The organism is Nocardioides sp. (assembly GCF_964229035.1).
In the GTDB taxonomy this organism is placed as follows: Bacteria; Actinomycetota; Actinomycetes; order Propionibacteriales; family Nocardioidaceae; genus Nocardioides.
The window spans coordinates 22,395-46,082 of sequence record NZ_CAXRAZ010000001.1 but is presented as its reverse complement, the minus strand read 5'-3'; the positions used below and the strand labels follow the sequence as shown (position 1 = coordinate 46,082).

The window sequence follows — 23,688 nt, the reverse complement described above, 5'->3', positions numbered from 1 at the left end:
CTCGCGTGAGAGTGCTACTGGCCGGCGGAGGCACTGCGGGCCACACCTCGCCCCTCCTCGCCACCGCCGACGCCCTGCGCCGCCTCGACCCCGCCGTCGAGATCACCTGCCTCGGCACCCCGCGCGGTCTCGAGAACACCGTGGTGCCCGCGGCCGGCTACCCGCTACGGCTGGTGCCGCCGGTGCCGCTGCCCCGCAAGCCCGGCGCCGACCTCGCGCGCGTGCCCGGCCGGTTGCGCGCGGCCGTCAAGGCCGCCCTCGACATCGTCGACGACGTGCGCCCCGACGTCATCGTCGGCTACGGCGGCTACGTCTCGGTGCCGGCCTACCTGGCTGCCCGCCGCCGCCGGGTGCCGCTCGTCGTCCACGAGCAGAACGCGCTGCCGGGCGTGGCCAACAAGCTCGGCGCGCGCATCGCGGGGCGGGTCGCGGTCAGCTTCCCCTCCACGCCGCTGCGCGGGGCGGAGTACGTCGGCCTGCCGCTGCGCCGGATGATCGCCACGCTCGACCGCGCGGCCCTGCGCGCTGAGGCCCGGGCCTCCTTCGGCCTCGAGCCCGACCGGCCCACGCTGGTCGTCACCGGGGGATCGCAGGGTGCGCGCCGGCTCAACCAGGCGGTCACCGGTGCGGCCCCGGCCCTCGCGGCGGCGGGCGTGCAGGTGCTCCACGTGGTGGGCCCGAAGGGGGCCGACGACCCCAGCTGGAGCGAGCCCGTGCCCAGCGGCGTGCCCTACATCGTCCTGCCGTTCGTCGAGCGCATGGACCTCGCCCTCGCCGCCGCCGACCTGATGATCTGCCGCAGCGGCGCCAACAGCGTGGTCGAGGCCGCCGCCACCGGTGTACCCGCCGTCTTCGTGCCGCTGCCGATCGGCAACGGCGAGCAGCGCCTCAACGCCCAGCCCGTGGTCGACGCCGGCGGCGCCCTGCTGGTGGAGGACGCCGCGATGACCGCCGACCACGTGGCCGACGTGATCGCCCCGCTGGCCCGCGACACCGAGCGTCTCGCCGCCATGAGCACCGCCGCCTCCGGCCTGGTCCCGCGCGACGCCGACGAGCGCCTCGCCCGCCTGGTCGCCGAGGTCGCCTCGTCCGGCGGGAGCGCCCGATGAGACTCCCTGTGCCTGACGAGCTGCTCGCCGCCGAGCAGCTCGGCCGCGTGCACTTCGTCGGCATCGGCGGCGCCGGCCTGTCGGGCATCGCGCGCATCATGGCGCGCCGCGGTGTCGCCGTCACCGGCAGCGACGACAACGACACCCCCTTCCTGGTGCCGCTGCGCGAGATCGGGGTGCCGGTGCACCGGGGCTACGCCGCCGACCACGTGGCCGACGCCGACACCCTCGTGGTCACCACGGCCGCCCGCGACGACAACCCCGAGGTGCTCGAGGCGCAGCGGCGCGGCCTGCGACTGCTGCCGCGCTCGGCCGGCCTGGCCGCGGTGATGGCCGGACGCCGCGTGCTCGCCGTCGCCGGCACCCACGGCAAGACCACGACCACGAGCCTGCTCACCACCGCGCTGATCGAGGCCGGTGCCGACCCGTCCTACGCGGTCGGCGGGGTGCTCACCGCCACCGGCCGCAACGCCGACCTCGGCGGCGGCGACCTGTTCGTCGCCGAGGCCGACGAGAGCGACGGCGCGTTCCTCGTCTACGACACACACGCCGCGATCGTGCTCAACATCGAGGCCGACCACCTCGACATCTGGGGCACGCCCGAGGCCTACGCCGCGGCCTTCGACGAGTTCGCCGACGGCATCGACGTCGCCGGCTTCGCCGTGTGCAACGTGGACGACGCCGGCGCCGCCCGCCTCGCCGAGCGCCAGCGCGCCGCCGGACGACGCGTCGTCACCGTCGGCGTGGACGCCGGCCCCGATCGCGCCGACCTGCGGGCGGTCGACCTGCGCGTGGTCGGCGGCGGCACGACGTTCACCGTGGTGCGCGGCCACGAGGTGCTCGCCGAGGTGGCCCTGCAGATCCCCGGGCGCCACTACGTCGTCGACGCGCTGGCCGCCTTCGCCCTCGGCGTCGAGCTCGGCCTCGACGCCTCCGCGCTCGCCCGCGGCCTCGGACAGTTCCGTGGCACCGGGCGCCGCATGGAGGCCATCGGCACCGTCGAGACCCCCACCGGCGCCGTGCGGGTCTACGACTCCTACGCCCACCACCCCAGCGAGATCGTGGGCGACCTCGAGGCCGCCCGCTCGCTCGTGGGGGAGGGCGGACGGCTGCTGGTGTGCTTCCAACCGCACCTCGTCTCGCGCACCCGGATCTTCGGCGCCGAGATGGGCGCCGCGCTGGGGGCGGCCGACGAGGTCGTCGTCCTCGACGTCTACGTGGCCCGCGAGCAGCCCGACGCCGAGGTGAGCGGTGCGCTCGTCGCGGACGCCGTGCCGCTGCCCGCCGACCGGGTGCACTTCGTGCCCGAGCGCGCTCGGGCGCTCGCCACCCTGCTCGGGCTCGTGCGCCCCGGCGATCTCGTGCTCACCCTGGGGGCGGGCGACGTCACGGCGCTCGCGCCGCAGGTCCTCGCGGCGCTGCGGTCCTCCGCCCCGGGCGAGGAGCGAGGCGATGGCTAGCGGCCGCGGCGCGACCCGCGGGCCGTCGGCCGCCCGGCGGCCGTCGTCCGCCTCGTCGGGGCGCGGCAGCACCTCGAAGGGTGCTGCGAAGAATGGCGCGTCCACGAAGCCGTCGGCGAAGTCGTCCGGCCGCCCGCCCGCCAAGAACGCGCCCAAGGGCGGCGCGAAGGGTGGTGCGAGAGGTGGCGGCCGTCGTCCGAGCGCTGCGGCCGATCGCTCGCTCGATCGCACCCGCCGCGCGTTCGCGCGACGCCAGCGTGCCCGCCGCTGGCTCACCTGGCGCTACGTGCTGGCGGCCGTGCTGGTCGTGGCCCTGGCCGGGTTCGCCACCTACGCCGTGTACTTCTCACCCTGGCTGCGCACCGAGTCGGTGCGCGTGGAGGGCACGAGCCTGGTCCCGCGCGACCAGGTGCTGGCCACCGCGAAGGTGCCCGTGGGCGAGGCGCTCATGAGCGTCGACATCACCTCGGTGGAGCGCAGGGTCGAGTCGCTGGCGGCGGTCAAGGACGTCGACGTCACCCGCAGCTGGCCGCACAGCATCAGCATCAAGGTCACCGAGCGCGTGCCGGTCGCCGTCCTCGAGCTCGGCGGACGACGCCTCGCCCTCGATGCCGCCGGCACCGCCTTCACCGCCCCCTCCCGTGCGCGGGAGGGGCTGCCGCGGATGCGCGTCGGCGCCACCGCGGATCGCGATGCCCTGCAGGAGGGGGCCTCGGTGATCACCGCCCTCGCCCCCGACGTGGCGCGGATGGTCGACTACCTCGAGGTGCGCACGATCGACGAGATCGTGCTGCACCTGCGCGGTGGTCGGCTGGTGCGCTGGGGGAGTGCGGAGCAGTCGTCGGACAAGGCGCGCGTGCTGCTCGCGCTGCTGACCCGCGACGCGCGGGTGTACGACGTGTCGGTGCCCGGCGCGCCGACCACGCGCTGAGCGCCCGCCTCGCGCCCGCCTCCCGCCCGCACGGCCCCGACCGGGGTCGGGGATTTCCTGCAGGACGCCGTCGCGCGGCGTGTCGGCGTCGATCAGGCGCTCGCGCTGCCTAGTGTCATGGGCACGACGAGGTTGACATAACTATAACCCTCTGCTTGAGGGTGAGGGTTGTGGACATCGGTCCGGTGGGGAAGCCGGCCCGCACCACTGACCCACCACCACCTCGATCACCACGTACGCCGACGAGACCATCGGGCCCGCAGGGTCCACCACCGGAAGGGTGAAGCCGCCGTGGCAGCTGCACAGAACTACCTGGCCATCATCAAGGTCGTCGGCATCGGCGGCGGCGGCGTGAACGCCGTCAACCGGATGATCGAGGTCGGGCTCAAGGGCGTGGAGTTCATCGCCATCAACACCGACGCCCAGGCGCTGCTCATGAGCGACGCGGACGTGAAGCTCGACATCGGCCGCGAGCTCACCCGCGGTCTCGGTGCGGGTGCCAACCCCGACGTGGGCGGCAAGGCCGCGGAGGACCACGCCGAGGAGATCGAGGAGGTGCTCAAGGGCCCCGACATGGTCTTCGGGCCCGCGGGCGCGGGCGGCGGCACGGGCCCCGGCGGTGCGCCGGTCGTGGCGCGCATCGCCCGCTCCCTCGGCGCCCTGACGATCGGCGTCGTGACGCGGCCCTTCACCTTCGAGGGCGCCCGCCGCAAGAAGTCGGCCGACGAGGGCATCGAGCGCCTGCGCGAGGAGGTCGACACCCTCATCGTCATCCCCAACGACCGGCTGCTGCAGATCTCCGACCGCAACGTGTCGATGCTCGACGCCTTCAAGCAGGCCGACCAGGTGCTCCTGCAGGGTGTCTCCGGCATCACCGACCTCATCACGACCCCGGGTCTGATCAACGTCGACTTCGCCGACGTCAAGGCCGTCATGAGCAACGCCGGCTCGGCCCTCATGGGCATCGGCTCGGCCCGCGGCGAGGACCGCGCCCTCCAGGCCGCCGAGATGGCCATCAGCAGCCCGCTGCTCGAGGCCTCCATCGACGGAGCCCACGGCGTGCTGCTCTCGATCGCCGGCGGATCCGACCTCGGCATCTTCGAGATCAACGAGGCCGCCGCGATGGTGGCCGACGCCGTGCACGAGGACGCCAACATCATCTTCGGCACCATCATCGACGACGCCCTCGGCGACGAGGTGCGCGTCACCGTCATCGCCGCCGGCTTCGACGGCGGCCTGCCCAAGCGCAAGGACGACGCCGCCGCGCGTCGGCCCGCGGCCTCGGCGGCCACCGCGCCCCGCGCGGCCCAGCCCGCCCCGGCCCGCCCGGAGCAGGCGCCGGCACGTCGCGAGGGCGAGTCGCGCGAGCAGCAGGCCCCGGCTCCCGCCCGGTCCGAGCGCCCCACCGAGCCCCCGGCGCCTCAGCCCGTCGGAGCCCGCACGCCGGCGCCGATGAGCTTCGACGACGACGACCTCGACGTGCCCGACTTCTTGAAGTGAGCCGTGTTCTCCTTCCGTGAGTCGTTCCTCCTCGACCCCGACGCCCCTGCGGCGTCGCGGGTCGAGGTGGCGTTCACGGACGCCTCGATCGACCTCCAGGGCTCGCGCGAGGGGTTCGCCTCGGCGCTCCACGAGCTCGAGGTGGTCGCGGGGGTGCCCTTCGCCCGTCTCAACCAGGTGCACGGGGCCGACGTCCACCGGGTGGAGGTCGTGCCCACCGTCGGTGTCGCCGACGACGTGCCCACCGCCGACGCCCAGGTCACGACCCTGCGCGGCGTGGGGCTGATGGTGCGCGTGGCCGATTGCGTGCCCGTCGTCCTCGCGGCGCGCGGTGCCGGTGACGGCGAGGCGGTGCTCGGGGTCGCCCACGCCGGACGACGCGGGGTCGCCCTCGACGTGGTCACGCGCACGGTCGAGGCGATGCGTGATCTCGGCGCCCGTGGCCTGCGGGCCTGGGTCGGGCCGCACGTGTGCGGTCGCTGCTACGAGGTGCCGGCGGCGATGCAGCGCGAGGTCGTCGACCTCGTGCCGGCCACGCGGGCCACCACCCGGGCCGGCACCGCCGCCCTCGACCTCGGCGCGGGCGTGCTGGCCCAGCTGGCGGCCGCCGACGTGGAGGCCGTCGCGGTCGGTCCCTGCACGCTGGAGGACGCGGGCCTCCACTCCTACCGTCGTGACGGATCGGCCGCGGGTCGGTTCGCAGGCCTGGTGTGGGCCGCATGAGCCGCGCGACGGAGTTGCAGGCCAACCTCGAGCAGGTGCGCGATCGCATCGCCCGGGCCGAGGCCGCTGCGGGACGCCCCGCGGGGGAGGTCGGCCTCGTCGTGGTGACGAAGTTCTTCCCCGCCTCCGACGTGCGGCTGCTGGCCGGCCTCGGGGTGCGCGAGGTGGGTGAGAACCGGCACCAGGAGGCGGAGTCGAAGGCCGCGGACTGCGACGACCTCGGTGTGCGCTGGCACTTCATCGGCGGTCTGCAGTCCAACAAGGCCGCTGCGGTCGGGCGTTACGCCGACGTCGTCGAGTCGGTCGACCGCGACTCGCTGGTGGCCCGGTTGGCCCGCGGTGCGGCCGAGACCGACCGCGTCGTCGAGGTGCTGCTCCAGGTGAGCCTCGACCCGCCGGGCACCGAGCACCGGGCCGGTGCCGATCCCGACGACCTCGCCGCCCTGGGCGAGGCCGTCCTCGCCCACGACTCCCTCGCGCTGCGCGGCCTCATGGCCGTGGCGCCGCTGGGTGAGGAGCCGGCGGCGGCCTTCGCCCGGCTCGCCGACATCCGCGCCAGGTTCCTGGCCCACCACCCGCAGGCCACCGTGCTCTCGGCCGGCATGAGCGGCGACCTCGAGGAGGCCGTGGCGATCGGCGCGACACACGTGCGCGTCGGCTCCGCGGTCCTCGGATCACGCCCGACAGTCCAGTAATGTCCGAACCAATCGATGCCCGCACGGGCAGCAATCACGGAGGCGAACAGTCATGAGCGGTGCGATGCGCAGGATCGGCGAGTACCTCGGCCTGCTGGAGGACACCGGCTACGACGAGTACGACGACGAGACCACCGAGCAGGCGCCGGCGCGCGATCAGCGCGCCGACCGGCTCCGCAAGGAGCCGGCGATGCGATCGGTCGCACCGGCCCCCGTCGCCGACCTCGCCGCCCACCGTCCCGTGGCCGCGGCGCCGGCGTCCATGGTCGCCGAGCTCTCGCGCATCACGACGCTGCACCCCACCACCTACAACGATGCGCGCGCCGTGGGGGAGCAGTACCGCGAGGGCATCCCGGTGATCATGAACCTCAGCGAGATGAACGACGCCGACGCCAAGCGCCTGGTCGACTTCGCCGCCGGCCTCATCTTCGCCACCCGCGGCAGCATCGAGCGGGTCACGAACAAGGTCTTCCTGCTCTCGCCGCCGAACGTCACCGTCGCCGCCGAGGACAAGCAGCGCATCGCCACCGACGGGTTCTTCAACCAGAGCTGACCGCACGCGGCCCCGTGCCGCCCGCAGCGCACACGACGCGCCGACACCGAACCGGTGTCGGCGCGTCCGCGTTCGGGGCCACCCGGTAGTTTGAGGGCGTGACGACCGTGGGCTGGATCATCGAGAGCGTCCTGTTCGCCTTCATCGCGTTCCTGTGGATCCGCTTCATCACCGACTGGGTGCTGGTGTTCGCGCGCGCCTGGGAACCCCGCGGCCCGGTGCTGGTGCTGCTGGAGGCCTCCTACACCGTCACCGACCCGCCGGTGAACGGCCTGCGTCGGGTGATCAAGCCGATCCGCATCGGCAACTTCTCCCTCGACCTCAGCTTCATCCTCGTGATGATCGTGGCCTACATCCTGCTCTCGGTGAACCGCTCGACGCTCCTGCTCTGACGCCGTTCCCGCGCGGGCTTCGTCCCACCGGTCCCACCTGTCTCGGCAGGTTGATGCGGCCATCGCCGAGGCAGGCGCTAAGGTTCGGTGGGACAGAGTGTCCTGTGAAGTTCTGCGAAGATAGGTGAGGTCATGCCGCTGACGCCTGAGGACGTGAGCAACAAGCGCTTTACGCCGGTCCGGCTGCGCGAGGGCTACGACATGGGCGAGGTCGACCAGTTCCTTGATGAGGTGGAGGCCGAGCTGGCCCGCCTGACCCAGGAGAACGACGACCTCCGCGCCAAGCTCGCGGCTGCCCAGGCGGGCAGTGCCGCCTCCTTCGATGTGCCCACGCAGCTGACGAAGGTGCCCGAGATCGCCCCCGAGCCCCCGGCCCCCGTGGTCGCGCCGGCTCCAGTGGCCGCGCCCGCCCCCGTCGCGAATGGTGGGGTCGAGACCATCCGCGTCGAGACGGTGCCCGAGGCCTCCAACGCGGCTGCGCGTCTTCTCGAGATCGCCACGCGCAACGCCGACGAGCTCGTCGAGGACGCCAAGAACGAGGCCGACAAGATCGTCGGCGAGGCCCGCACCAAGGCCGAGCGCCTGGAGTCCGAGGCCAAGGTCAAGGCCGACCGCCTCGAGTCCGACGCCCGCACGCGCGCGGAGATGCTCGACAGCGAGACCGCCGAGCGCCGCACCCAGCTCTTCGGCGACCTCGAGAAGGAGCGCGACAAGCTCTCCGCCGAGGTCGAGACGCTGCGCTCCTTCGAGCGCGAGTACCGCTCGCGTCTCAAGAGCTACTTCACCCAGCAGCTCGAGTCGCTGCAGACCCCGGGCGACACCCTCGCCCCCGCCGAGGAGTCGCCGGCACCCAAGCGCCTGCGCTCGATCCTCGGTGAGGACGACGCCTGAGGCGCACCCGCTCCACCACCTCGGCCGGCCCCGCGGGGCCGGCCGACGTGCTTTTCCGGGCCTGTCCTGCGCACGCCCGGGTCAGCAGTCGCCGACGTCGTGCGGTGTGGCTGCTTGGAGCCGTCGGGCTCAGCCGCTAGCCTCACGCTCGCCCGCGGGTGAGGCCCGGGCCGTCTGATGAGGAGGCCACCATGGCCCGCACCAAGAAGTCCCTCGCCGGTCAGGCCGCGTCGGCCGCGCGCAAGATCATCCGTCCGCGCAAGGCGGCCCCCGCGCCGGAGAAGCCCGCTGCGGCGCCCGCAGCGTCCGCGCCCGCGAAGAAGGCTGCGCCCGCGAAGAAGGCCGCGCCCGCGACGAAGGCCGCGCCCGCGAAGAAGGCCGCGCCCGCGAAGAAGGCCGCGCCCGCGAAGAAGGCGGCGCCCGCCAAGAAGGCCGCGGTCGACCCCGAAGTTGGATCGGCCCGCAAGACTGCTCCTGCATCGCCCGAGAAGGCGTCGTCCACCGACGCGCCGCCCCCCACGACGACCGAGGTGAACCCGGTGACCAAGGCCCCCGCCGAGAAGACCCCCGCCCCCGCTGCGAACGCCGACAGCGCGTCGCTCGTCGTCCTCGAGACCGAGGACGCGTGGTCGAGCGAGGAGCTCGCCGAGGTGTTGGCCGAGCTCAACGAGCAGCGTGAGCACAGCACGCAGATCCTCGCCGAGCAGGAGGCCGACCTCTCGGGCCTGCTGCGCAACCCCGGTGACGGTGCCGGCCAGGACCAGGCCGACGTGGGTGCCACCAGCTTCGAGCGCGACCACGAGCTCACCGTCGTCAACCACGAGCGCGAGAAGCTCGCCCAGATCGACCGGGCGCTGGCGCGTATCGCCGACGGCACCTACGGCGTGTGCGAGTCCTGCGGGCAGGCGATCGGCAAGCTGCGTCTGATGGCCTTCCCGCGCGCGACGCTCTGCATGGCGTGCAAGCAGCGCGAGGAGCGTCGCTGACCGCTCGTGCGATGGGCCGCCCCGCGGGCGGTCCTCGCGCTTGGGTGCGGTGCCCGCCCGTGTGGGAGACTCGGCCCCGCCATGGAAGACGCGTCCACCCCACCTCCGCCCGCCCCTGACGACACCGTGCGCGGGGGCGCCGGACGCCTCGCCGCCCCGCGGGTGTGGCGGATCTTCGCCGTGATCGCGGCGGTGATGCTGGGCGTCGACCAGGTCACCAAGGCGCTCGCCGAGCACCACCTCGAGGGCCGACCCGACATCCAGGTCATCGGCACGATCTTGCAGCTGCACCTCACCTACAACCCGGGCGCCGCGTTCAGCCTGGGCACCGGCTTCACCGCCGGCCTGAGCGTGCTGGCCATCGTGGCGACCTGTGTCGTGCTCTTCATCAGCCGCCGCCTGGTCGACCGCATCTGGGCGGTCGCACTCGGCCTGCTCCTGGCCGGCATCACCGGCAACCTGGTCGACCGGATCTTCCGCGACCCGGCCCCGTTCCGCGGCCACGTCGTCGACTTCCTCATGCTGCCGAACTGGCCGGTGTTCAACATCGCCGACGTGTGCATCAACGTCGGCGTCGCCCTCATCCTGCTGCAGGTGCTGCGCGGTATCGGGATGGACGGACGACGCGTGAGCGACGCCGAGAGTGCGGCCGACGACGACGCGCCGGCCGCACCGGCCGCGGAGGAGGGCCGATGACGCAGGTCGACCACCGCAGCCTCGCGGTGCCCGAGAGCCTGGAGGGCGAGCGCATCGACGTCGCCATGGCGCAGCTGTTCGGTGTCTCGCGGACCCGTGCCGCCGAGCTGGTCGCGCAGGGGCGCGTCGTCCTCGAGGGGGCGGCCGTCAGCGGCAAGAGCGAGCGGGTCTGGGCGGGCGCGCAGCTCGACGTCGAGATCCCCGCGGAGTCCGACCCGCTGGAGATCGTGCCCGAGATCGTCGAGGGCATCGGGATCATCCACGACGACGACGCCATCGTGGTGATCGACAAGCCCGTGGGAGTCGCCGTCCACCCCTCGCCCGGCTGGCGCGGCCCGACCGTCGTCGGCCACCTCGCCGGAGCCGGCTTCCGGATCTCCACCTCGGGGGCCAAGGAGCGTGAGGGCATCGTCCAGCGCCTCGACGTCGGCACCTCGGGCGTGATGGTGATCGCCAAGTCCGAGCACGCCTACTCGGTGCTCAAGAACGCCTTCCGCCAGCGCACCGTCGACAAGACCTACCACGCGCTCGTGCAGGGCCACCCCGATCCGCTCGAGGGCACGATCGACGCCCCCATCGGTCGCCACCCGAAGCACGACTACAAGTTCGCCGTCATGGACGACGGCCGCGCGAGCGTCACGCACTACGAGACCCTCGAGGCCCACCGCTTCGCCAGCCTGCTCGAGGTGCACCTCGAGACCGGTCGGACCCACCAGATCCGCGTGCACATGAGCGCCATGAAGCATCCGTGCGTCGGCGACCTCACCTACGGCGCCGATCCGGCCCTCGCCCGCCGCGTGCGGCTCGAGCGGCAGTGGCTGCACGCCGTGCGCCTCGGCTTCGAGCACCCGGGCACGGGGGAGTACGTCACCTTCTCCTCGAGCTACCCCGACGACCTCGCGGCCGCCCTCGAGACCATCCGTGCGAGCCACTGACGCCGACCCGCCCGACCTGGTGCTGCGCCCGGCCGAACCGGCCGACCTCGTCGAGATCGGGGAGCTGTTCTGGGCGGCGCGGGTGGCCGCCGCGCCGGCGATGCCGTCGCCGATGCACCCGCGGTCCGACGTCCTTGCCTTCTACTCCGCGATCGACCTCGCCGACGGCCGCGAGACGTGGGTGGCCGAGGACGCCGCCACCGCGAGGCTCCTCGGGTTCGCCGAGGTGAAGCGCGAGTGGCTCGACGACCTCTACGTGCTGCCCGCGGCCCAGGGCCGCGGGGTGGGCTCGGCGCTCCTCGACCTGGTCAAGGGCCTGCGCCCCGACGGCTTCGGCCTCTGGGTCTTCGCCTCCAACGCCCCCGCGCGAGCCTTCTACGCCCGTCACGGCCTCGTCGAGCACGAGACCACCGACGGCTCGGGCAACGAGGAGCGGGCTCCCGACGTCCGGCTCGAGTGGCCCGGGCGCTGATCCGTCGGTATGGGTCGGCGCCACTCGGACGCCGATCTGTGTCGGACCCTCCTGGCACGATCCGGGCGTCCGTTCACGTAGTCTGGTCCTCTTCCCCGAGGGCCCACACGTCCATCTCTCTTCTCGAGGAGTCGCGAACCGCACATGGCTGCTGACGCCGGGGATTTCGCTCACCTGCACGTCCACACCGAGTACTCCATGCTCGACGGGGCCTCGCTGCTCGACGGCCTGTTCTCGCGCGTGCGCGACCTCGGGATGTCGTCGATCGCGATGACCGACCACGGCAACCTCCACGGCGCCTACGACTTCTACTCCAAGGCCAAGAAGTACGACGTCAAGCCGATCATCGGCATCGAGGCCTACATCACCCCCGGCACCGCCCGAGGCGAGCGTCGCCGGGTGCGGTGGGGCAAGGGCGACCTGGCCGAGGAGGGCGGCGACGACGTCGCCGGCGGCGGCGCCTACACCCACATGACGATGTGGGCCGAGAGCACCGAGGGCATGCACAACCTCTTCCGGCTCTCCTCGCGCTCGAGCCTCGAGGGCTACTTCTACAAGCCGCGCATGGACAAGGAGATCCTCGCCGAGCACAGCAAGGGCCTCATCGTCTCCACCGGCTGCCCCAGCGGCGCCATCCAGACCCGCCTGCGGCTCGGGCAGTGGGACGAGGCCGTGCGCGAGGCCGGCGAGCTGCAGGAGATCTTCGGGCGCGACAACGTCTTCCTCGAGCTGATGGACCACGGCATCAGCATCGAGAAGCGGGTGCGCGACGACCTCCTGCGCCTCGGGCGCGAGCTCAACATCCCGCCGATCGCCACCAACGACTCCCACTACAACAACCCCGAGGACGCCGACGCCCACGACGCCCTCATCTGCGTCGCCTCCGGCAAGCGGCTCTCCGACACCAACCGCCTCAAGTTCGACGGGGGCGGCTACTACATCAAGTCCGCCGCCGAGATGCGCGAGCTGTGGGCCGACCGCTTCGGCATGCCCGAGGCCTGCGACAACACCCTCGCCATCGCCGAGCGCTGCGAGGTGCAGTTCACCGAGTCCACCGGCGGCTACATGGCCAAGGCCGACATCCCGGCCGGTGAGACCGAGGACTCCTGGTTCCGCAAGGAGGTCTGGCGGGGCATCGAGTCGCGCTACCCGGGCGAGGCGCTCACCCAGGAGGTGCGCGACCGCGTCGAGATGGAGCTCGCGATCGTGGCCCAGAAGGGCTACTGCGGCTACTACCTCGTGGTCGCCGACTTCATCCAGTGGGCCAAGGACAACGGCATCCGCGTCGGGCCCGGCCGCGGTTCGGGCGCCGGCTCGATCGCCGCCTACGCGCTGCGCATTACCGACCTGTGCCCGTTGGAGCACGGTCTGTTCTTCGAGCGCTTCCTCAACCCCGAGCGTCCCTCGATGCCCGACTTCGACATCGACTTCGACGACCAGCGCCGCGCCGAGGTCATCAACTACGTCACCGAGAAGTACGGCAGCGACAAGGTCGCCTACATCGCCACCTTCGGCCGGCTCAAGTCCAAGGCGGCCATCAAGGACGCCGCGCGCGTGCTCGACCACGGCTTCGCGATCTCCGACAAGATCACCAAGGCGCTGCCGGCCGACGTCATGGGCAAGGGCGTGCCGCTCAAGGAGCTCTTCAACCCCGAGCACAAGCGCTACAACGACGGCGGCGAGTTCCGCGCCCTCTACGAGTCCGACGCCGAGGTCCGCACGATCTACCAGACGGCGCTCGGACTCGAGGGCCAGATCCGCAACTGGGGCGTGCACGCCGCGGGCGTGATCATGTCGAGCGAGCCGCTCACCGACGTCGTCCCGATCATGATGCGCCCCCAGGACGGCGCCGTGATCACCCAGTTCGACTACCCGATGTGCGAGTCGCTCGGCCTGGTCAAGATGGACTTCCTCGGCCTGTCGAACCTCCGCATCCTCGAGGACGCCCTGCTCAACATCAAGGCCAACCGCGACGTCGACGTCGTCCTCGAGGAGCTGCCGTTCGACGACCGGGCCACCTACGAGCTGATGGGGCGCGGCGACACGCTCGGCGTCTTCCAGCTCGACGGTGGCGGCATGCGGGCCCTGCTGCGCTCGATGCTGCCCGACACCTTCGCCGACATCACGGCCGTCTCCGCGCTCTACCGGCCCGGCCCGATGGGTGCGGACTCGCACAACAAGTACGCGCGTCGCAAGAACGGCCGCGAGCCGATCGAGCCCATCCACCCCGCCCTGGCGGAGGCCCTCGAGCCCGTGCTGGGCGAGACCTACGGCCTGATCGTCTACCAGGAGCAGGTGATGGCGATCGCGCAGGTGCTCGCCGGCTTCTCCCTGGGCGCCGCCGACAACATGCGTCGCGCGATGGGCAAGAAGAAGAAGGAGGAGCTCGACAAGCAGTACGCCGGCTTCGAGGCCGGCATGCTCGAGCGCGGCTACCCGCTGGATGCGGTGAAGAAGCTCTGGGAGATCCTCGTCCCCTTCGCCGACTACGCCTTCAACAAGTCGCACTCGGCCGCCTACGGCGTCATCACCTACTGGACCGCCTACCTCAAGGCCAACTACCCCACGGAGTACATGGCCGCGCTCCTCACCTCGGTGAAGGACGACAAGGACAAGATGGCGATCTACCTCAACGAGTGTCGCCGCATGAAGATCCAGGTGCTGCCGCCCGACGTCAACGAGTCGGCGCACAACTTCACCGCCGTCGGCCGCGACATCCGCTTCGGCCTCACCGCCGTGCGCAACGTCGGGTCCAACGTCGTCGACGGCATCGTGGAGGCACGCACCAGCCAGGGCCGCTTCACCGACTTCAACGACTTCCTCTCCAAGGTGCCGGCCACGGTCTGCAACAAGCGCGTCATCGACTCCCTCATCAAGGCCGGCGCCTTCGACGACATGAAGCACCGCCGTCGTCCACTGGTGGCCGTGCACGAGACGGCGGTCGACCAGTACGTCGACATCAAGCGCAACGAGGCGATCGGTCAGGACTCGCTGTTCGCCGGCCTCGGGGACGACGACGACGCGGGCGGCTTCGGTGGCTTCGGGGTGAGCGTGGCGATCCCCGACCTCGACGAGTGGGACAAGATGACCCTGCTCGGCCACGAGCGCGAGATGCTCGGCCTCTACGTCTCCGACCACCCGCTGCTCGGCCTGGAGCACGTGCTGTCCAACGGCACCGACTGCACCATCGGCCAGCTGGTCACCGACGAGGACCGCCCCCACAACGCCACCGTCACGGTCGCGGGCCTGGTGACCTCCATCCAGCGCAAGATCACCAAGAACGGCGACCCCTGGGCCACCGTCACCCTCGAGGACCTCGAAGGTGCGGTCGAGGTGCTGCTGTTCCCGAGCTCCTACCGCCTGGCGGCCCCCTACCTCACCGACGACGCGATCATCCGGGTGCGAGGTCAGCTCGACAAGGAGCGCGAGACGCCGCAGCTGCGCGGCCAGGAGGTCACGGTGCCCGACCTCGAGCGCGGCAGCGACGGCCCCGTGGTCATCTCGCTGCCCTCCACCCGCTGCACCGGCCCGGTGGTCCAGCAACTGCGCGAGGTGCTCGTGACGCACCCCGGGCTCACCGAGGTGCGCCTGCAGCTGCTGAGCCGCGAGTCCACCAAGCTCATGCGCCTGGGGGACAATCTCAGGGTGACGCCCACTCCTGCGCTCTTCGCCGACCTCAAGCAGCTGCTCGGGCCCGGGTGCCTCGGCGCATGAGCGGCGCCCAGGCCGAATCCGCGGCCGATCACCAGCCCCTCGACACCTCGGCGGCCCGCTCGGGACTGGCCGCCCTCGGCGCCACCGTGGTGCTGGGCGCCGCGCTCGGCGCCCTCGGCGGCTGGCTGTGGTGGCGCTGGTGGGGCCCCGCACCGAGCGGTCGCATCTACCGCACCGACGCCGGCCCGGCCTGGTACCCCGACCCGTTCGACCCCGGCGTGGCGCGCGACTTCAGCGGCACGGCGGAGTACGTCGTCCTGGCGCTCGGGCTCGGCGTGCTGCTCGGCCTGGTCGGCGGGTGGCTCGCCCGGCGTCGTCCGCTCGCGGGGTTGGGCGCGGTGCTCCTCGGCGGCGTGATCGCCGCAGCCCTCAGCACCGTGATCGGGCAGGCCCAGAGCCCGCCCGATCCCCAGGAGAAGGCGAAGGAGGTCGCCATCGGCACCCGGCTGCCCGGCCACCTGAGCCTCGCCCAGGCGCAGATCGGTCCGGAGGGCAGCACGGTCGGCGTCACCGTGCCGTGGCTGATGTGGCCGGTGGCCGGCTCCGCGGGCTTCCTGGTGGTGATGCTCGCGCTGGGCAGCACCGAGCGTCGTGCCCAGCTCGCCACCTCGCTGCCGACCGCTCAGGGCAGCGGGATGCCGCTGCCGCCGCGCGAGGTCTGATAGGTCGCGGAAAGCTCGGCGTAGCGCGAGGAGAGGCCCGAGATGCGCTCGGCGACCCGCGCGTCGTCCACGCCCAGCTCGGCCACCGACCGCGCGGTGAAGAAGGCGTTGTCGCGCCGGTAGTCGACCGTGCCGAACACCTCCTGCAGGATCCGCAGGTCGTGCGGGATCGCGAAGCTGTCGCGCGAGTCCTCGTGGGTGAAGAGATAGACGATCGCGTCGAAACCCGACCACGTGATCGCGCTCAGGCACAGCGAGCAGGGCTCGTGCGTCGAGACGAAGAGCAGCTCCGAGGTGGCCGGGCGATCGCTCGACGGCAGCGAGTAGAAGCGCACGAGCGTGTGCACCTCGCCGTGGAAGAGCGGGTTGGCGGTCTCGTGGTTGGTCTCGGCCAGCACCAGCGACAGGTCGTCCTTGCGCAGCAGCGCCGCCCCGAACACCTTGTCGCCGCGAGCCACGCCCCGCGCGGTCAGCGGCACCACGTCGTGCTCGATCACGTCGAGCACGCGATGGGCGAGGGCGGGATCGGAAGCGCTCAGCAGCGCGGGCGGCAGGGAGGTCACGAGCGCCAGCGTGGCGCCCGCACGCTACGGGAAGGTTGCGGCCGGATCACGCTCGGGCGATCGGCGCGACCACGGCGTCGGTGAGGCGCTGCAGATCGGCGGGGGCGAGCTCGACGTCCAGCCCGCGTCGTCCACCCGAGACCAGCACGGTGCCGTGCTCGAGCGCGCTGGCGTCGAGAGCCGTCGGCAGCCGCCGCCGCTGGCCGATGGGGGAGATCCCGCCCACCACGTAGCCGGTGGAGCGCTCCGCCGCCCGGGGGTCGGCCATCGCGGCACGCCGGCCCCCGAGGGCGCGCGCGAGCGCCTTGAGGTCGAGCTGCCCGGTGACCGGCACGACGCCGACGACGAGGGAGCCGTCGAGGTCGGCGAGCAGCGTCTTGAACACCTTCGCGGGCGCCTCGCCGAGGGCCGCGGCCGCCTCCTCCCCGAACGAGGTGGCCCGCGGGTCGTGGTCGTACTCGCGCAGGGTGAACGCGACACCGGCGGCGGTGAGCGCCGCCGTGGCGGGCGTGCCACCTGCTCCGGGGGCGCCTCGTCGCGATCGCGTCATCGTCGTCCTCCTGAGTCGTGCTGGTCGTGCCGGTCGTGCCGGTCGCCCGCGTCCTGGAGCGCCTCGACGATCATCCGCGCGGTCTGCCCGATGGCCAGATCGGCCTCGATGTTCTCGATCGCCGGGACGGCGCACCGGGTGAGCATCGCGATCGCCACGGGTGCGCGGCCGGCGTCATCGTCGGCGTCCACCGCCTCGACGACACCCACCTCGTGGCGCAGGCTCAGGAAGGTGCCGGTCTTCGACCGCACCCGCACGGTGTCGCTGACCAGCTCGGAGGCGAGGCGGTGACGGGTCGTCTGGTGGCCGAGCATCTCGCGCAGCCGCGGGCCGACGCCGGGCGAGCCGAGACGATCGGCCCATGCGGCGTCCAGCAGGCCGACCAGTCCGCTCGCGGTGCCGACGTTGGCGCGGTCGACGGCAAGCTCGTCGATGACGTGGTCGCCGTCCGGGCCGCCTCCGCGCACGGCGATGTCGAGCCCCACCGAGTGGACCAGGCGCGACGTGCCGTAGAGCGAACGCATCGGGTGGCGCACGACCGCATCCTCCACCCCCAGCGAGCGGAGCCGAGCGGTGACCTCGGCGGGACCCCACCTCTCGAACAGGGCATCGGCGGCGGCGTTATCGCTGAGTGCGAGCGCGAGTCGCACGAGGTCCTCCAGCGCCACCCGGCACGGATGGCGCAGCAGGGCGATGCCGGTGGGGCCGGCGGTGCGGTCAGCGACGTCGAGCACCACCTGCTCGTCGGGGCGCGCCTCCCCGCGAGTGAAGGCATCGAGGACGACGGCCGCGAGGGGCAGCTTGACCACCGATGCGAGCGGCCACGCCTCGTGGGCCCGCAGGCCGATCTCGCGGCCGGTGCGCAGGTCGCGCGCCAGGAAGGATCCGCGCAGGCCCGCCGCGGCCCACTCGCGCTCGACGTCGGCGATCAGGCGGGCGCGATCCTCCCGCCTCACCGGCCGCCTCCGAGCGGCTCCCCGCCGAGCCCGCGGGCGAGGCGCCGGACGAGCGCGGTGCGGTCGTCGCGACCCAGACCGCCGTCGCCGAGCAGGCGGTACCCGCGGCGGAGCCCGACGCGGTCCGGCTCGAAGAACTCCAGCGCCTCCCGCTCGGCCTCCGCGCGGGTCGCGACCACGACGTCGTCCCACTCGTGCACGCTGGTCCACGCCTCCGCCTCGCCGGTGCCCACGACCACCTGGTCGGCCCGCAGGCCGGCCTCGGCCGCGGCGGCCCGCACGGGCTCGCGGACCGCGGGCACGTCGTCCTCGGCGCGCAGGTGGATGCGCCGCGGCCGCTCACCGCGCGGGCGCAGGGGGCGGCGCAGCGAGGACCACCGCAGTCGGGCCCCGGGGTGACCCACGAGACCGAGCGGCACCACGAGGTCGCCGGCGTCGCCGGCGACGGGCGTCAGCGCGAGGTGGGCACCCCCGTGGGCGAGGTGGCGCTCGCGCTGGTCGGCGTCGACGACCACGAATTCGACCCGCCGTCGCGGGAGGCCGCGGCGCACGGTGGCGCGGGTGCGAGCATCGACCGCGGCCGGCACGGCGAGCACCAGCCGCTCGGGTGCCGCCGTGAAGAGCGCCTCGATGCGGTCGAGTGCGGCGAGCACCTCCTCGGCGAGCGGGAGCAGACGCTCGCCCTCCGGGGTCAGGGACACGCTGCGCGACGATCGTTGCAGGAGGGCCACGCCCCACCGGCGTTCGAGCGCCGCCACCCGTCGGCTCGCGACCGGCTGGGGTTGGCCCAGCCGGGCCGCCCCGCGGGTGAAGCTGCGCTCGCGGGCCACCGCGACGAAGGTGGCGAGGGCCTCGGGGACATCCACCCGCCCGACCATACGCATCGTGCATGGATGGGCCCCTGATCGTCTTGGCGCGGGCATCCTGCGCCGCGGCAGGGTCGAGGCATGACCGAACCGCATCCGTCGCAGCCCGTCGATCCCACCGCACCTCCCGCCACGACTCGTCAGGGGGCCACCACCCGACGGAGCCTCCTGCTCGCCGGCTCCGCCGTGGCCGTTGGTCTGAGCGGCGCAGGCGCCGCCGTCAACCGACCGGGCCCGGCCGCGGCGAGCGCCGGCCCGGTCGCCGTAGGCCGCCCGCCCCACGCCGACGGCGGCCCGGTCCATCCGCAGGTGCTCGCGATCGAGCAGGCCCACGGGCGCCGCATCGGTGTGGTCGCCCACCACCTTGGCTCCGGGCGCACGCTGGTGCACCGGCCCGACGAGCGGTTCGCGATGTGCTCCACCTTCAAGACGCTGGCGGTCGGTGCCGTGCTGGCGGGCCACCTCACGAGCCCGGACCGCAGGATCCTCGAACGTCCGGCCCACTGGCCGCCGTCCCTGGTCGCGGGCTCCGGCTATGCCGTGCGCATGGAGGAGTGGCAGCGGCGCGGGTACGTGCCCCGCGTCGCCGAGGTGTGCGAGGCGGCCGTCGCCGAGAGCGACAACGCCGCGGGCAACCTCCTCCTCGGTCTGGTGGGCGGCCCTGCTGCCGTGGGCGAGCTCGCCCGCTCGGTCGGCGACCGGATCACCACCCTGACGCGTTGGGAACCGGACCTCAACGACTGGGAGCCGGGGAGCGCGGTCGACACCACGACGCCGCGGGCGGCCGCGCACACCCATGGTGCGCTCCTCCTCGGCCCCACCCTGCGACCGCGCGAGCGCGCGCGGCTCCTCGGGTGGTTGCGGTCGAGCACCACGGGCCGAGCCGCGCTGCGTGCGGGACTGCCGCGCGGCTGGACCATCGCGGAGAAGACCGGGTCGGGCGACTACGGCACCCGCAACGACGTCGGGGTCGCGTGGACGCCGGACGGCTCCCCGGTCGTGATCGCCTGTCTGACCCGTGCCGAGCAACCGGGCGCTCCCACCTCCGACGCACCCCTCGCCGACGTCGGTCGGCTCTGCGCGCGCCTGCTCGGCTGATCCGGACTCAGTTGGGCGACCAGCGCGTGCGCGCCACCTCGGTGGCGGGCAGCGAGGCGATCACGTTCATCGCCATCAGCTCGCCGCGCACCAGGTCGGTGGCCAGCGCGAGCCGCTCCTGCGCGTCGGTGGCCTCGAGCAGCTGCTGGCGCTCACCAAGCGGCAGCGCCGTGCCCGCTGCGATCGCCCACGCCAGGTAGTCCGGGTCGCGGGGGAGGGGGTCGTGGCCGGTGTCGTCGTCCAGCACGGCGAACGCGCCGGGCTCACCGCCGTCGGGCTCGTAGAGGTCGTCGTCCTCGGTGAACTCGGGCTCGAAACCGTCGGTGAGCAACCCACCGCGGCCGGCCACGATGTCGGCGACCACCACCCGGTAGGCCAGGTAGGTGGCCCGCGCGCGCTCCACCACCTCGGGGTGGACGACGGAGCGCTGCTCCGGCAGGGGGGTGATCTCACCGACGGGGAAGTCGCCGGTGGTGAGCAGGCGGTCGAGCTGCAGGCGGTCGCGGCCGAGCACCTCGATGTCGAAGCTGCCGTCGGGCCGCTCCCGCGCGGCCGTGAGCTGCAGGCGCACGCCGACCCGGAACAGGGACTGGGCGCCGTGCTCGCCGAGCTCGTAGCCCTCGCGGATGGCCACCGTGCCGAGCAGCCGCTCGGTCGGATCGCTGCGGCGCAGCAGGTGGTGCACGAGGGCGCGGTAGCGGTCGTCGGTGACCCGCACCAAGCGCCGGGCGCCGGGGAAGACCACCGCGTCGAGCGGGTACATCGGCAGCCGGTCGCTCACGTCGTCCACCCTAGGGCGTGGACGACGCTGGACGCCGCCGCGGGGCCGCGGGCGCGCCGACCGTAGAATCGGGGCCATGGCCCTCATCCGTCGCATCGACCTGCGCGAGGCCGGCCCCGCCGTCGACTACCGCGCAGCCGTGCCCCGCGCCGACTTCGACATCGAGGCGGCGGTGCCCGCGGTGCATGCGATCTGCGAGGAGGTCCGCACCGGCGGTGTGGACGCCGTGCGCTCGCTCGGCGAGCGTTTCGACGGCGTGCTGGTCGACGACCTCCGCGTGCCCGCCTCGGCGTTGAAGCAGGCCCTCGAGGACCTCGACCCGGCCATCCGCGCGGGTCTGGAGGAGTCGGTGCGCCGCCTGCGCGCCACCTGTGCCGCTGAGCTCGAGCGCGACGCCGTCACCGACCTCGCCCCTGGCGCGAGGGTCACACACCGCAAGGTGCCGGTCGGCCGGGTCGGCCTCTACGTGCCCGGCGGTCTCGCGCCGCTGGTGTCGAGCGTGCTCATGAACGCCGTGCCGGCGCAGGTGGCCGGCGTCGAGTCGATCGCCCTCGCCAGCCCGCCGCAGAAGGAGTTCGGCGGCTCGGTGCACCCCACGATCCTCGCGGCCTGCGAGCTGCTCGGCCTCGACGAGGTCTACGCCGTCGGCGGCGCCCAGGCGATCGCGATGTTCGGCTACGGCCTCGACGACGCCGATCCGGCCCGACGGGTGCCCCGCGTCGACCTCATCACCGGGCCCGGCAACATCTGGGTCGTCACCGCCAAGCGCCTGCTCAAGGGCCAGGTCGGCATCGACTCCGAGGCCGGTCCCACCGAGATCGCGATCCTCGCCGACGCCACCGCGGACGCCGGGTTCGTGGCGGCCGACCTCATCAGCCAAGCCGAGCACGACCCGGCCGCCGCAGCCGTGCTGGTCACGCCCTCGGAGGAGCTGGCCGCAGCCGTCGACGCCGAGCTCGACCGCCAGGTGCCGCTGGCCCGGCACCACGAGCGCATCCACACCGCCCTCACCGGCCCCCAGTCCGGCATCGTGCTCGTGCGCGACCTCGAGCAGGGCCTCGACGTCATCAACGCCTACGCCGCCGAGCACCTCGAGATCCACACCGAGGATGCGCCCGGCTGGGCCGCGCGCGTGCGCAACGCGGGCGCCATCTTCGTCGGCCCGCACGCGCCGGTGAGCCTCGGCGACTACTGCGCGGGCTCCAACCACGTGCTGCCCACCGCCGGCTGCGCCTGCCACTCCTCGGGCCTGTCGGTGCGCGCGTTCACCAAGTCGATCCACGTCATCGAGTACTCCGCCCAGGGCCTGGCCGACGTCGCCGACCACGTCGTGACCCTCGCCGAGGCCGAGGACCTCCCCGGGCACGGCGCCGCGGTGAGCATCCGCACGCGCGGGGCCGGGTCGTGAGCTGGCCGCCGCTGCGGGAGGAACTGCGAGGCATCGAGCCCTACGGCGCGCCGCAGCTCTCCCTCGAGCAGGCGCCGGTGCAGCTCAACGTCAACGAGAACCCCTACGGGCCCTCGCCGGCGTGCATCGACGACATCGCGAGCGCCGCGGCCGAGGCGGCAGCGACCCTGAACCGCTACCCCGATCGCGAGTTCGTCGCCCTGCGCGAGGCCCTGGCCGCCTACCTCTCGCGCGACACCCCGCACGGGATCGTCCCCGCCCAGGTGTGGGCGGCCAACGGCTCCAACGAGGTCATGCTCCAGCTGCTCCAGGCCTTCGGTGGCCCGGGTCGCACCGCGGTCAGCTTCGCCCCGACCTACTCGATGTACCCCGAGTACGCCCGCGACACCAGCACCCGCTGGGTGGCTGGCCGCCGCGCCGAGGACTTCAGCCTCGACCTGGACGCCGCCCGTGCCCTCATCGAGGCCGAGCGGCCGAGCGTCGTCCTGCTGCCGAGCCCGAACAACCCCACGGGCACCGCACTCGAGCCCGCGGCGGTCGACCTGCTGTGCCGCGCCACGGCTGCGGCCGGCGGCGGCATCGTCGTGGTCGACGAGGCCTACGGCGAGTTCCGGCGTGCGGGCGTGCCCAGCGCCCTCGCGATGCTCCCCGAGCACCGCAACCTCGTCGTCACGCGCACGATGAGCAAGGCCTTCGCCGGGGCGGGTCTGCGCCTCGGCTACCTGGCGGCCGACCCGGCGATCTGCGACGCGATCCGGGTGGTGCGCCTGCCCTACCATCTCTCGGCCGTCACCCAGGCCGTCGCGCTGGCTGCGCTGCGCCACGCCCCCGAGCTGCTCGGCCGCGTCGACGACCTGCGGGTCGAGCGTGACGCACTCGTCGCCTGGCTGCGCGAGCAGGGCCACGAGGTGGCCGACTCGGACGCCAACTTCTGCCTCTTCGGACGATTCGCCGACCGTCACGCGGTCTGGCAGGGTCTGCTCGACCACGGTGTGCTCATCCGCGAGACCGGCCCCGACGGCTGGCTGCGGGTCTCGGTCGGCACGCCGGAGGAGATGGCCGCCTTCCGCGCCGCCCTCACCGAGGTCACCGGCGACCTTCGCACCCACCTGACCACACCCCTGGACGGAGCCCGAGCATGAGCCGCACCGCCCGCATCGAGCGGCAGACCAGCGAGTCCAAGGTGATCGTCGAGGTCGACCTCGACGGCACCGGCCGCCACGACATCTCCACCGGCGTCGGCTTCTACGACCACATGCTCACCGCGCTCGCCCGCCACGCCCTCCTCGACCTGACGGTGCGCACCGAGGGCGACGTCCACATCGACGCCCACCACACGGTCGAGGACACCGCCATCGTGCTGGGTCAGGCGCTGCGCGAGGCGCTCGGCGACAAGCGGGGCGTGCGCCGCTTCGGCGACGCCACCGTGCCGCTCGACGAGGCGCTCGTGCAGGCCGTCGTCGACGTCTCCGGACGCCCCTACTGCGTGCACACCGGCGAGCCGGAGGGCCAGCAGTACGTGCAGCTCGGCGGCTCGGGGGTCTCCTACCTCGGCTCGCTGACCAAGCACGTGTTCGAGACCATCGCCTTCCACGCCCACATCGCGCTGCACGTGCGCGTGCTCGCCGGTCGCGAGCCGCACCACATCGTCGAGACGCAGTTCAAGGCCTTCGCGCGCGCCTTCCGCGACGCCGTGGCGCTCGACCCTCGCGAGACCGGCATCCCCTCCACGAAGGGTGCGCTGTAA

24 protein-coding genes are annotated in these 23,688 nt (G+C 73.1%); 19 read left to right on the top strand and 5 right to left on the bottom strand.

All coding sequences use genetic code 11. The features are described from left to right. Window positions 1-5 precede the first annotated feature (5 nt). From murG to ACERUN_RS00150, 15 genes are all read left to right on the top strand, one after another. Window positions 6-1,109, top strand: a complete 1,104-nt coding sequence (gene murG / locus ACERUN_RS00220; protein ID WP_370287524.1) for an undecaprenyldiphospho-muramoylpentapeptide beta-N-acetylglucosaminyltransferase — start codon at window positions 6-8, stop codon at window positions 1,107-1,109. Between the two features lie 8 nt (window positions 1,110-1,117). Further along, window positions 1,118-2,569 carry a UDP-N-acetylmuramate--L-alanine ligase gene (gene murC / locus ACERUN_RS00215; RefSeq protein ID WP_370287523.1) on the top strand — a complete coding sequence of 484 codons (1,452 nt, stop codon included), beginning with the start codon at window positions 1,118-1,120 and terminating at the stop codon, window positions 2,567-2,569. Continuing rightward, window positions 2,562-3,500, top strand: coding sequence for a cell division protein FtsQ/DivIB (locus ACERUN_RS00210; protein ID WP_370287522.1), 939 nt, complete (start codon window positions 2,562-2,564; stop codon window positions 3,498-3,500). The genes murC and ACERUN_RS00210 overlap by 8 nt, the downstream gene beginning before the upstream one ends. A gap of 291 nt (window positions 3,501-3,791) precedes the next feature. After that, entirely contained in the window at window positions 3,792-5,000 is a 1,209-nt protein-coding gene (gene ftsZ, locus ACERUN_RS00205; protein ID WP_370287521.1) for a cell division protein FtsZ, read from the top strand. Between the two features lie 3 nt (window positions 5,001-5,003). Further along, on the top strand, window positions 5,004-5,723 hold the full coding sequence (locus ACERUN_RS00200; RefSeq protein WP_370287520.1) for a polyphenol oxidase family protein: 720 nt from the start codon (window positions 5,004-5,006) through the stop codon (window positions 5,721-5,723). Next, on the top strand, window positions 5,720-6,418 hold the full coding sequence (locus ACERUN_RS00195; RefSeq protein WP_370287519.1) for a YggS family pyridoxal phosphate-dependent enzyme: 699 nt from the start codon (window positions 5,720-5,722) through the stop codon (window positions 6,416-6,418). The genes ACERUN_RS00200 and ACERUN_RS00195 overlap by 4 nt, the downstream gene beginning before the upstream one ends. Before the next feature lie 52 nt (window positions 6,419-6,470). Further along, on the top strand, window positions 6,471-6,971 hold the full coding sequence (locus ACERUN_RS00190; RefSeq protein ID WP_370287518.1) for a cell division protein SepF: 501 nt from the start codon (window positions 6,471-6,473) through the stop codon (window positions 6,969-6,971). 98 nt (window positions 6,972-7,069) lie between these two features. Further along, on the top strand, window positions 7,070-7,363 hold the full coding sequence (locus ACERUN_RS00185; RefSeq protein ID WP_370287517.1) for a YggT family protein: 294 nt from the start codon (window positions 7,070-7,072) through the stop codon (window positions 7,361-7,363). 132 nt (window positions 7,364-7,495) lie between these two features. Further along, window positions 7,496-8,254, top strand: a complete 759-nt coding sequence (locus tag ACERUN_RS00180; protein ID WP_370287516.1) for a DivIVA domain-containing protein — start codon at window positions 7,496-7,498, stop codon at window positions 8,252-8,254. 191 nt (window positions 8,255-8,445) lie between these two features. Further along, window positions 8,446-9,240: a TraR/DksA family transcriptional regulator gene (locus ACERUN_RS00175; protein WP_370287515.1), complete on the top strand. Its 795-nt coding sequence runs from the start codon at window positions 8,446-8,448 to the stop codon at window positions 9,238-9,240. 81 nt (window positions 9,241-9,321) lie between these two features. After that, entirely contained in the window at window positions 9,322-9,936 is a 615-nt protein-coding gene (gene lspA, locus ACERUN_RS00170) for a signal peptidase II (protein WP_370287514.1), read from the top strand. Then, window positions 9,933-10,871: an RluA family pseudouridine synthase gene (locus tag ACERUN_RS00165; RefSeq protein ID WP_370287513.1), complete on the top strand. Its 939-nt coding sequence runs from the start codon at window positions 9,933-9,935 to the stop codon at window positions 10,869-10,871. Before lspA ends, ACERUN_RS00165 begins: the two co-directional genes overlap by 4 nt. Next, a complete protein-coding gene (locus ACERUN_RS00160; protein WP_370287512.1) occupies window positions 10,858-11,343 on the top strand; it encodes an N-acetyltransferase family protein in 486 nt (161 codons plus the stop codon). The genes ACERUN_RS00165 and ACERUN_RS00160 overlap by 14 nt, the downstream gene beginning before the upstream one ends. Before the next feature lie 144 nt (window positions 11,344-11,487). Next, window positions 11,488-15,057, top strand: coding sequence for a DNA polymerase III subunit alpha (gene dnaE / locus ACERUN_RS00155; RefSeq protein ID WP_370287511.1), 3,570 nt, complete (start codon window positions 11,488-11,490; stop codon window positions 15,055-15,057). Continuing rightward, window positions 15,054-15,719, top strand: a complete 666-nt coding sequence (locus ACERUN_RS00150) for a hypothetical protein (RefSeq protein ID WP_370287510.1) — start codon at window positions 15,054-15,056, stop codon at window positions 15,717-15,719. Before dnaE ends, ACERUN_RS00150 begins: the two co-directional genes overlap by 4 nt. Here ACERUN_RS00150 and ACERUN_RS00145 read toward each other — a convergent pair. Genes ACERUN_RS00145 through ACERUN_RS00130 form a run of 4 tightly spaced genes read right to left on the bottom strand, consistent with a single transcriptional unit; the run spans window position 15,680 to window position 18,654 of the window. Next, window positions 15,680-16,282, bottom strand: a complete 603-nt coding sequence (locus ACERUN_RS00145; RefSeq protein ID WP_370287509.1) for a nucleoside deaminase — start codon at window positions 16,280-16,282, stop codon at window positions 15,680-15,682. The two genes, ACERUN_RS00150 and ACERUN_RS00145, sit on opposite strands and share 40 nt — an antisense overlap. Window positions 16,283-16,328: 46 nt before the next feature. After that, window positions 16,329-16,832 (bottom strand): Cys-tRNA(Pro) deacylase, encoded by a 504-nt coding sequence (gene ybaK, locus ACERUN_RS00140; protein WP_370287508.1) that lies wholly within the window; start codon window positions 16,830-16,832, stop codon window positions 16,329-16,331. Continuing rightward, window positions 16,829-17,788, bottom strand: coding sequence for a serine hydrolase (locus ACERUN_RS00135; RefSeq protein WP_370287507.1), 960 nt, complete (start codon window positions 17,786-17,788; stop codon window positions 16,829-16,831). Before ACERUN_RS00135 ends, ybaK begins: the two co-directional genes overlap by 4 nt. Next, the gene (locus tag ACERUN_RS00130) at window positions 17,785-18,654 is read right to left on the bottom strand and encodes a LysR family transcriptional regulator (RefSeq protein WP_370287506.1); all 870 of its coding nucleotides are present in this window, start codon (window positions 18,652-18,654) and stop codon (window positions 17,785-17,787) included. Before ACERUN_RS00130 ends, ACERUN_RS00135 begins: the two co-directional genes overlap by 4 nt. An 81-nt stretch (window positions 18,655-18,735) precedes the next feature. Here ACERUN_RS00130 and bla point away from each other — a divergent pair, with 81 nt between their 5' ends. Beyond that, window positions 18,736-19,752, top strand: a complete 1,017-nt coding sequence (bla, locus tag ACERUN_RS00125; protein WP_370287505.1) for a class A beta-lactamase — start codon at window positions 18,736-18,738, stop codon at window positions 19,750-19,752. 7 nt (window positions 19,753-19,759) lie between these two features. Here bla and ACERUN_RS00120 read toward each other — a convergent pair whose 3' ends face one another. Further along, a complete protein-coding gene (locus ACERUN_RS00120; protein WP_370287504.1) occupies window positions 19,760-20,533 on the bottom strand; it encodes an LON peptidase substrate-binding domain-containing protein in 774 nt (257 codons plus the stop codon). A 76-nt stretch (window positions 20,534-20,609) separates the two neighbouring features. On the opposite strand from ACERUN_RS00120, the gene hisD reads away from it, so the two are divergent. From hisD to hisB, 3 genes are read left to right on the top strand one after another with little or no spacing between them, the layout of a single operon-like run. After that, on the top strand, window positions 20,610-21,941 hold the full coding sequence (gene hisD, locus ACERUN_RS00115) for a histidinol dehydrogenase (RefSeq protein ID WP_370287503.1): 1,332 nt from the start codon (window positions 20,610-20,612) through the stop codon (window positions 21,939-21,941). Beyond that, window positions 21,938-23,083: a histidinol-phosphate transaminase gene (locus ACERUN_RS00110; protein WP_370287502.1), complete on the top strand. Its 1,146-nt coding sequence runs from the start codon at window positions 21,938-21,940 to the stop codon at window positions 23,081-23,083. The genes hisD and ACERUN_RS00110 overlap by 4 nt, the downstream gene beginning before the upstream one ends. Continuing rightward, complete coding sequence (gene hisB, locus ACERUN_RS00105) at window positions 23,080-23,688, top strand: imidazoleglycerol-phosphate dehydratase HisB (RefSeq protein ID WP_370287501.1); 609 nt, start codon at window positions 23,080-23,082, stop codon at window positions 23,686-23,688. The genes ACERUN_RS00110 and hisB overlap by 4 nt, the downstream gene beginning before the upstream one ends.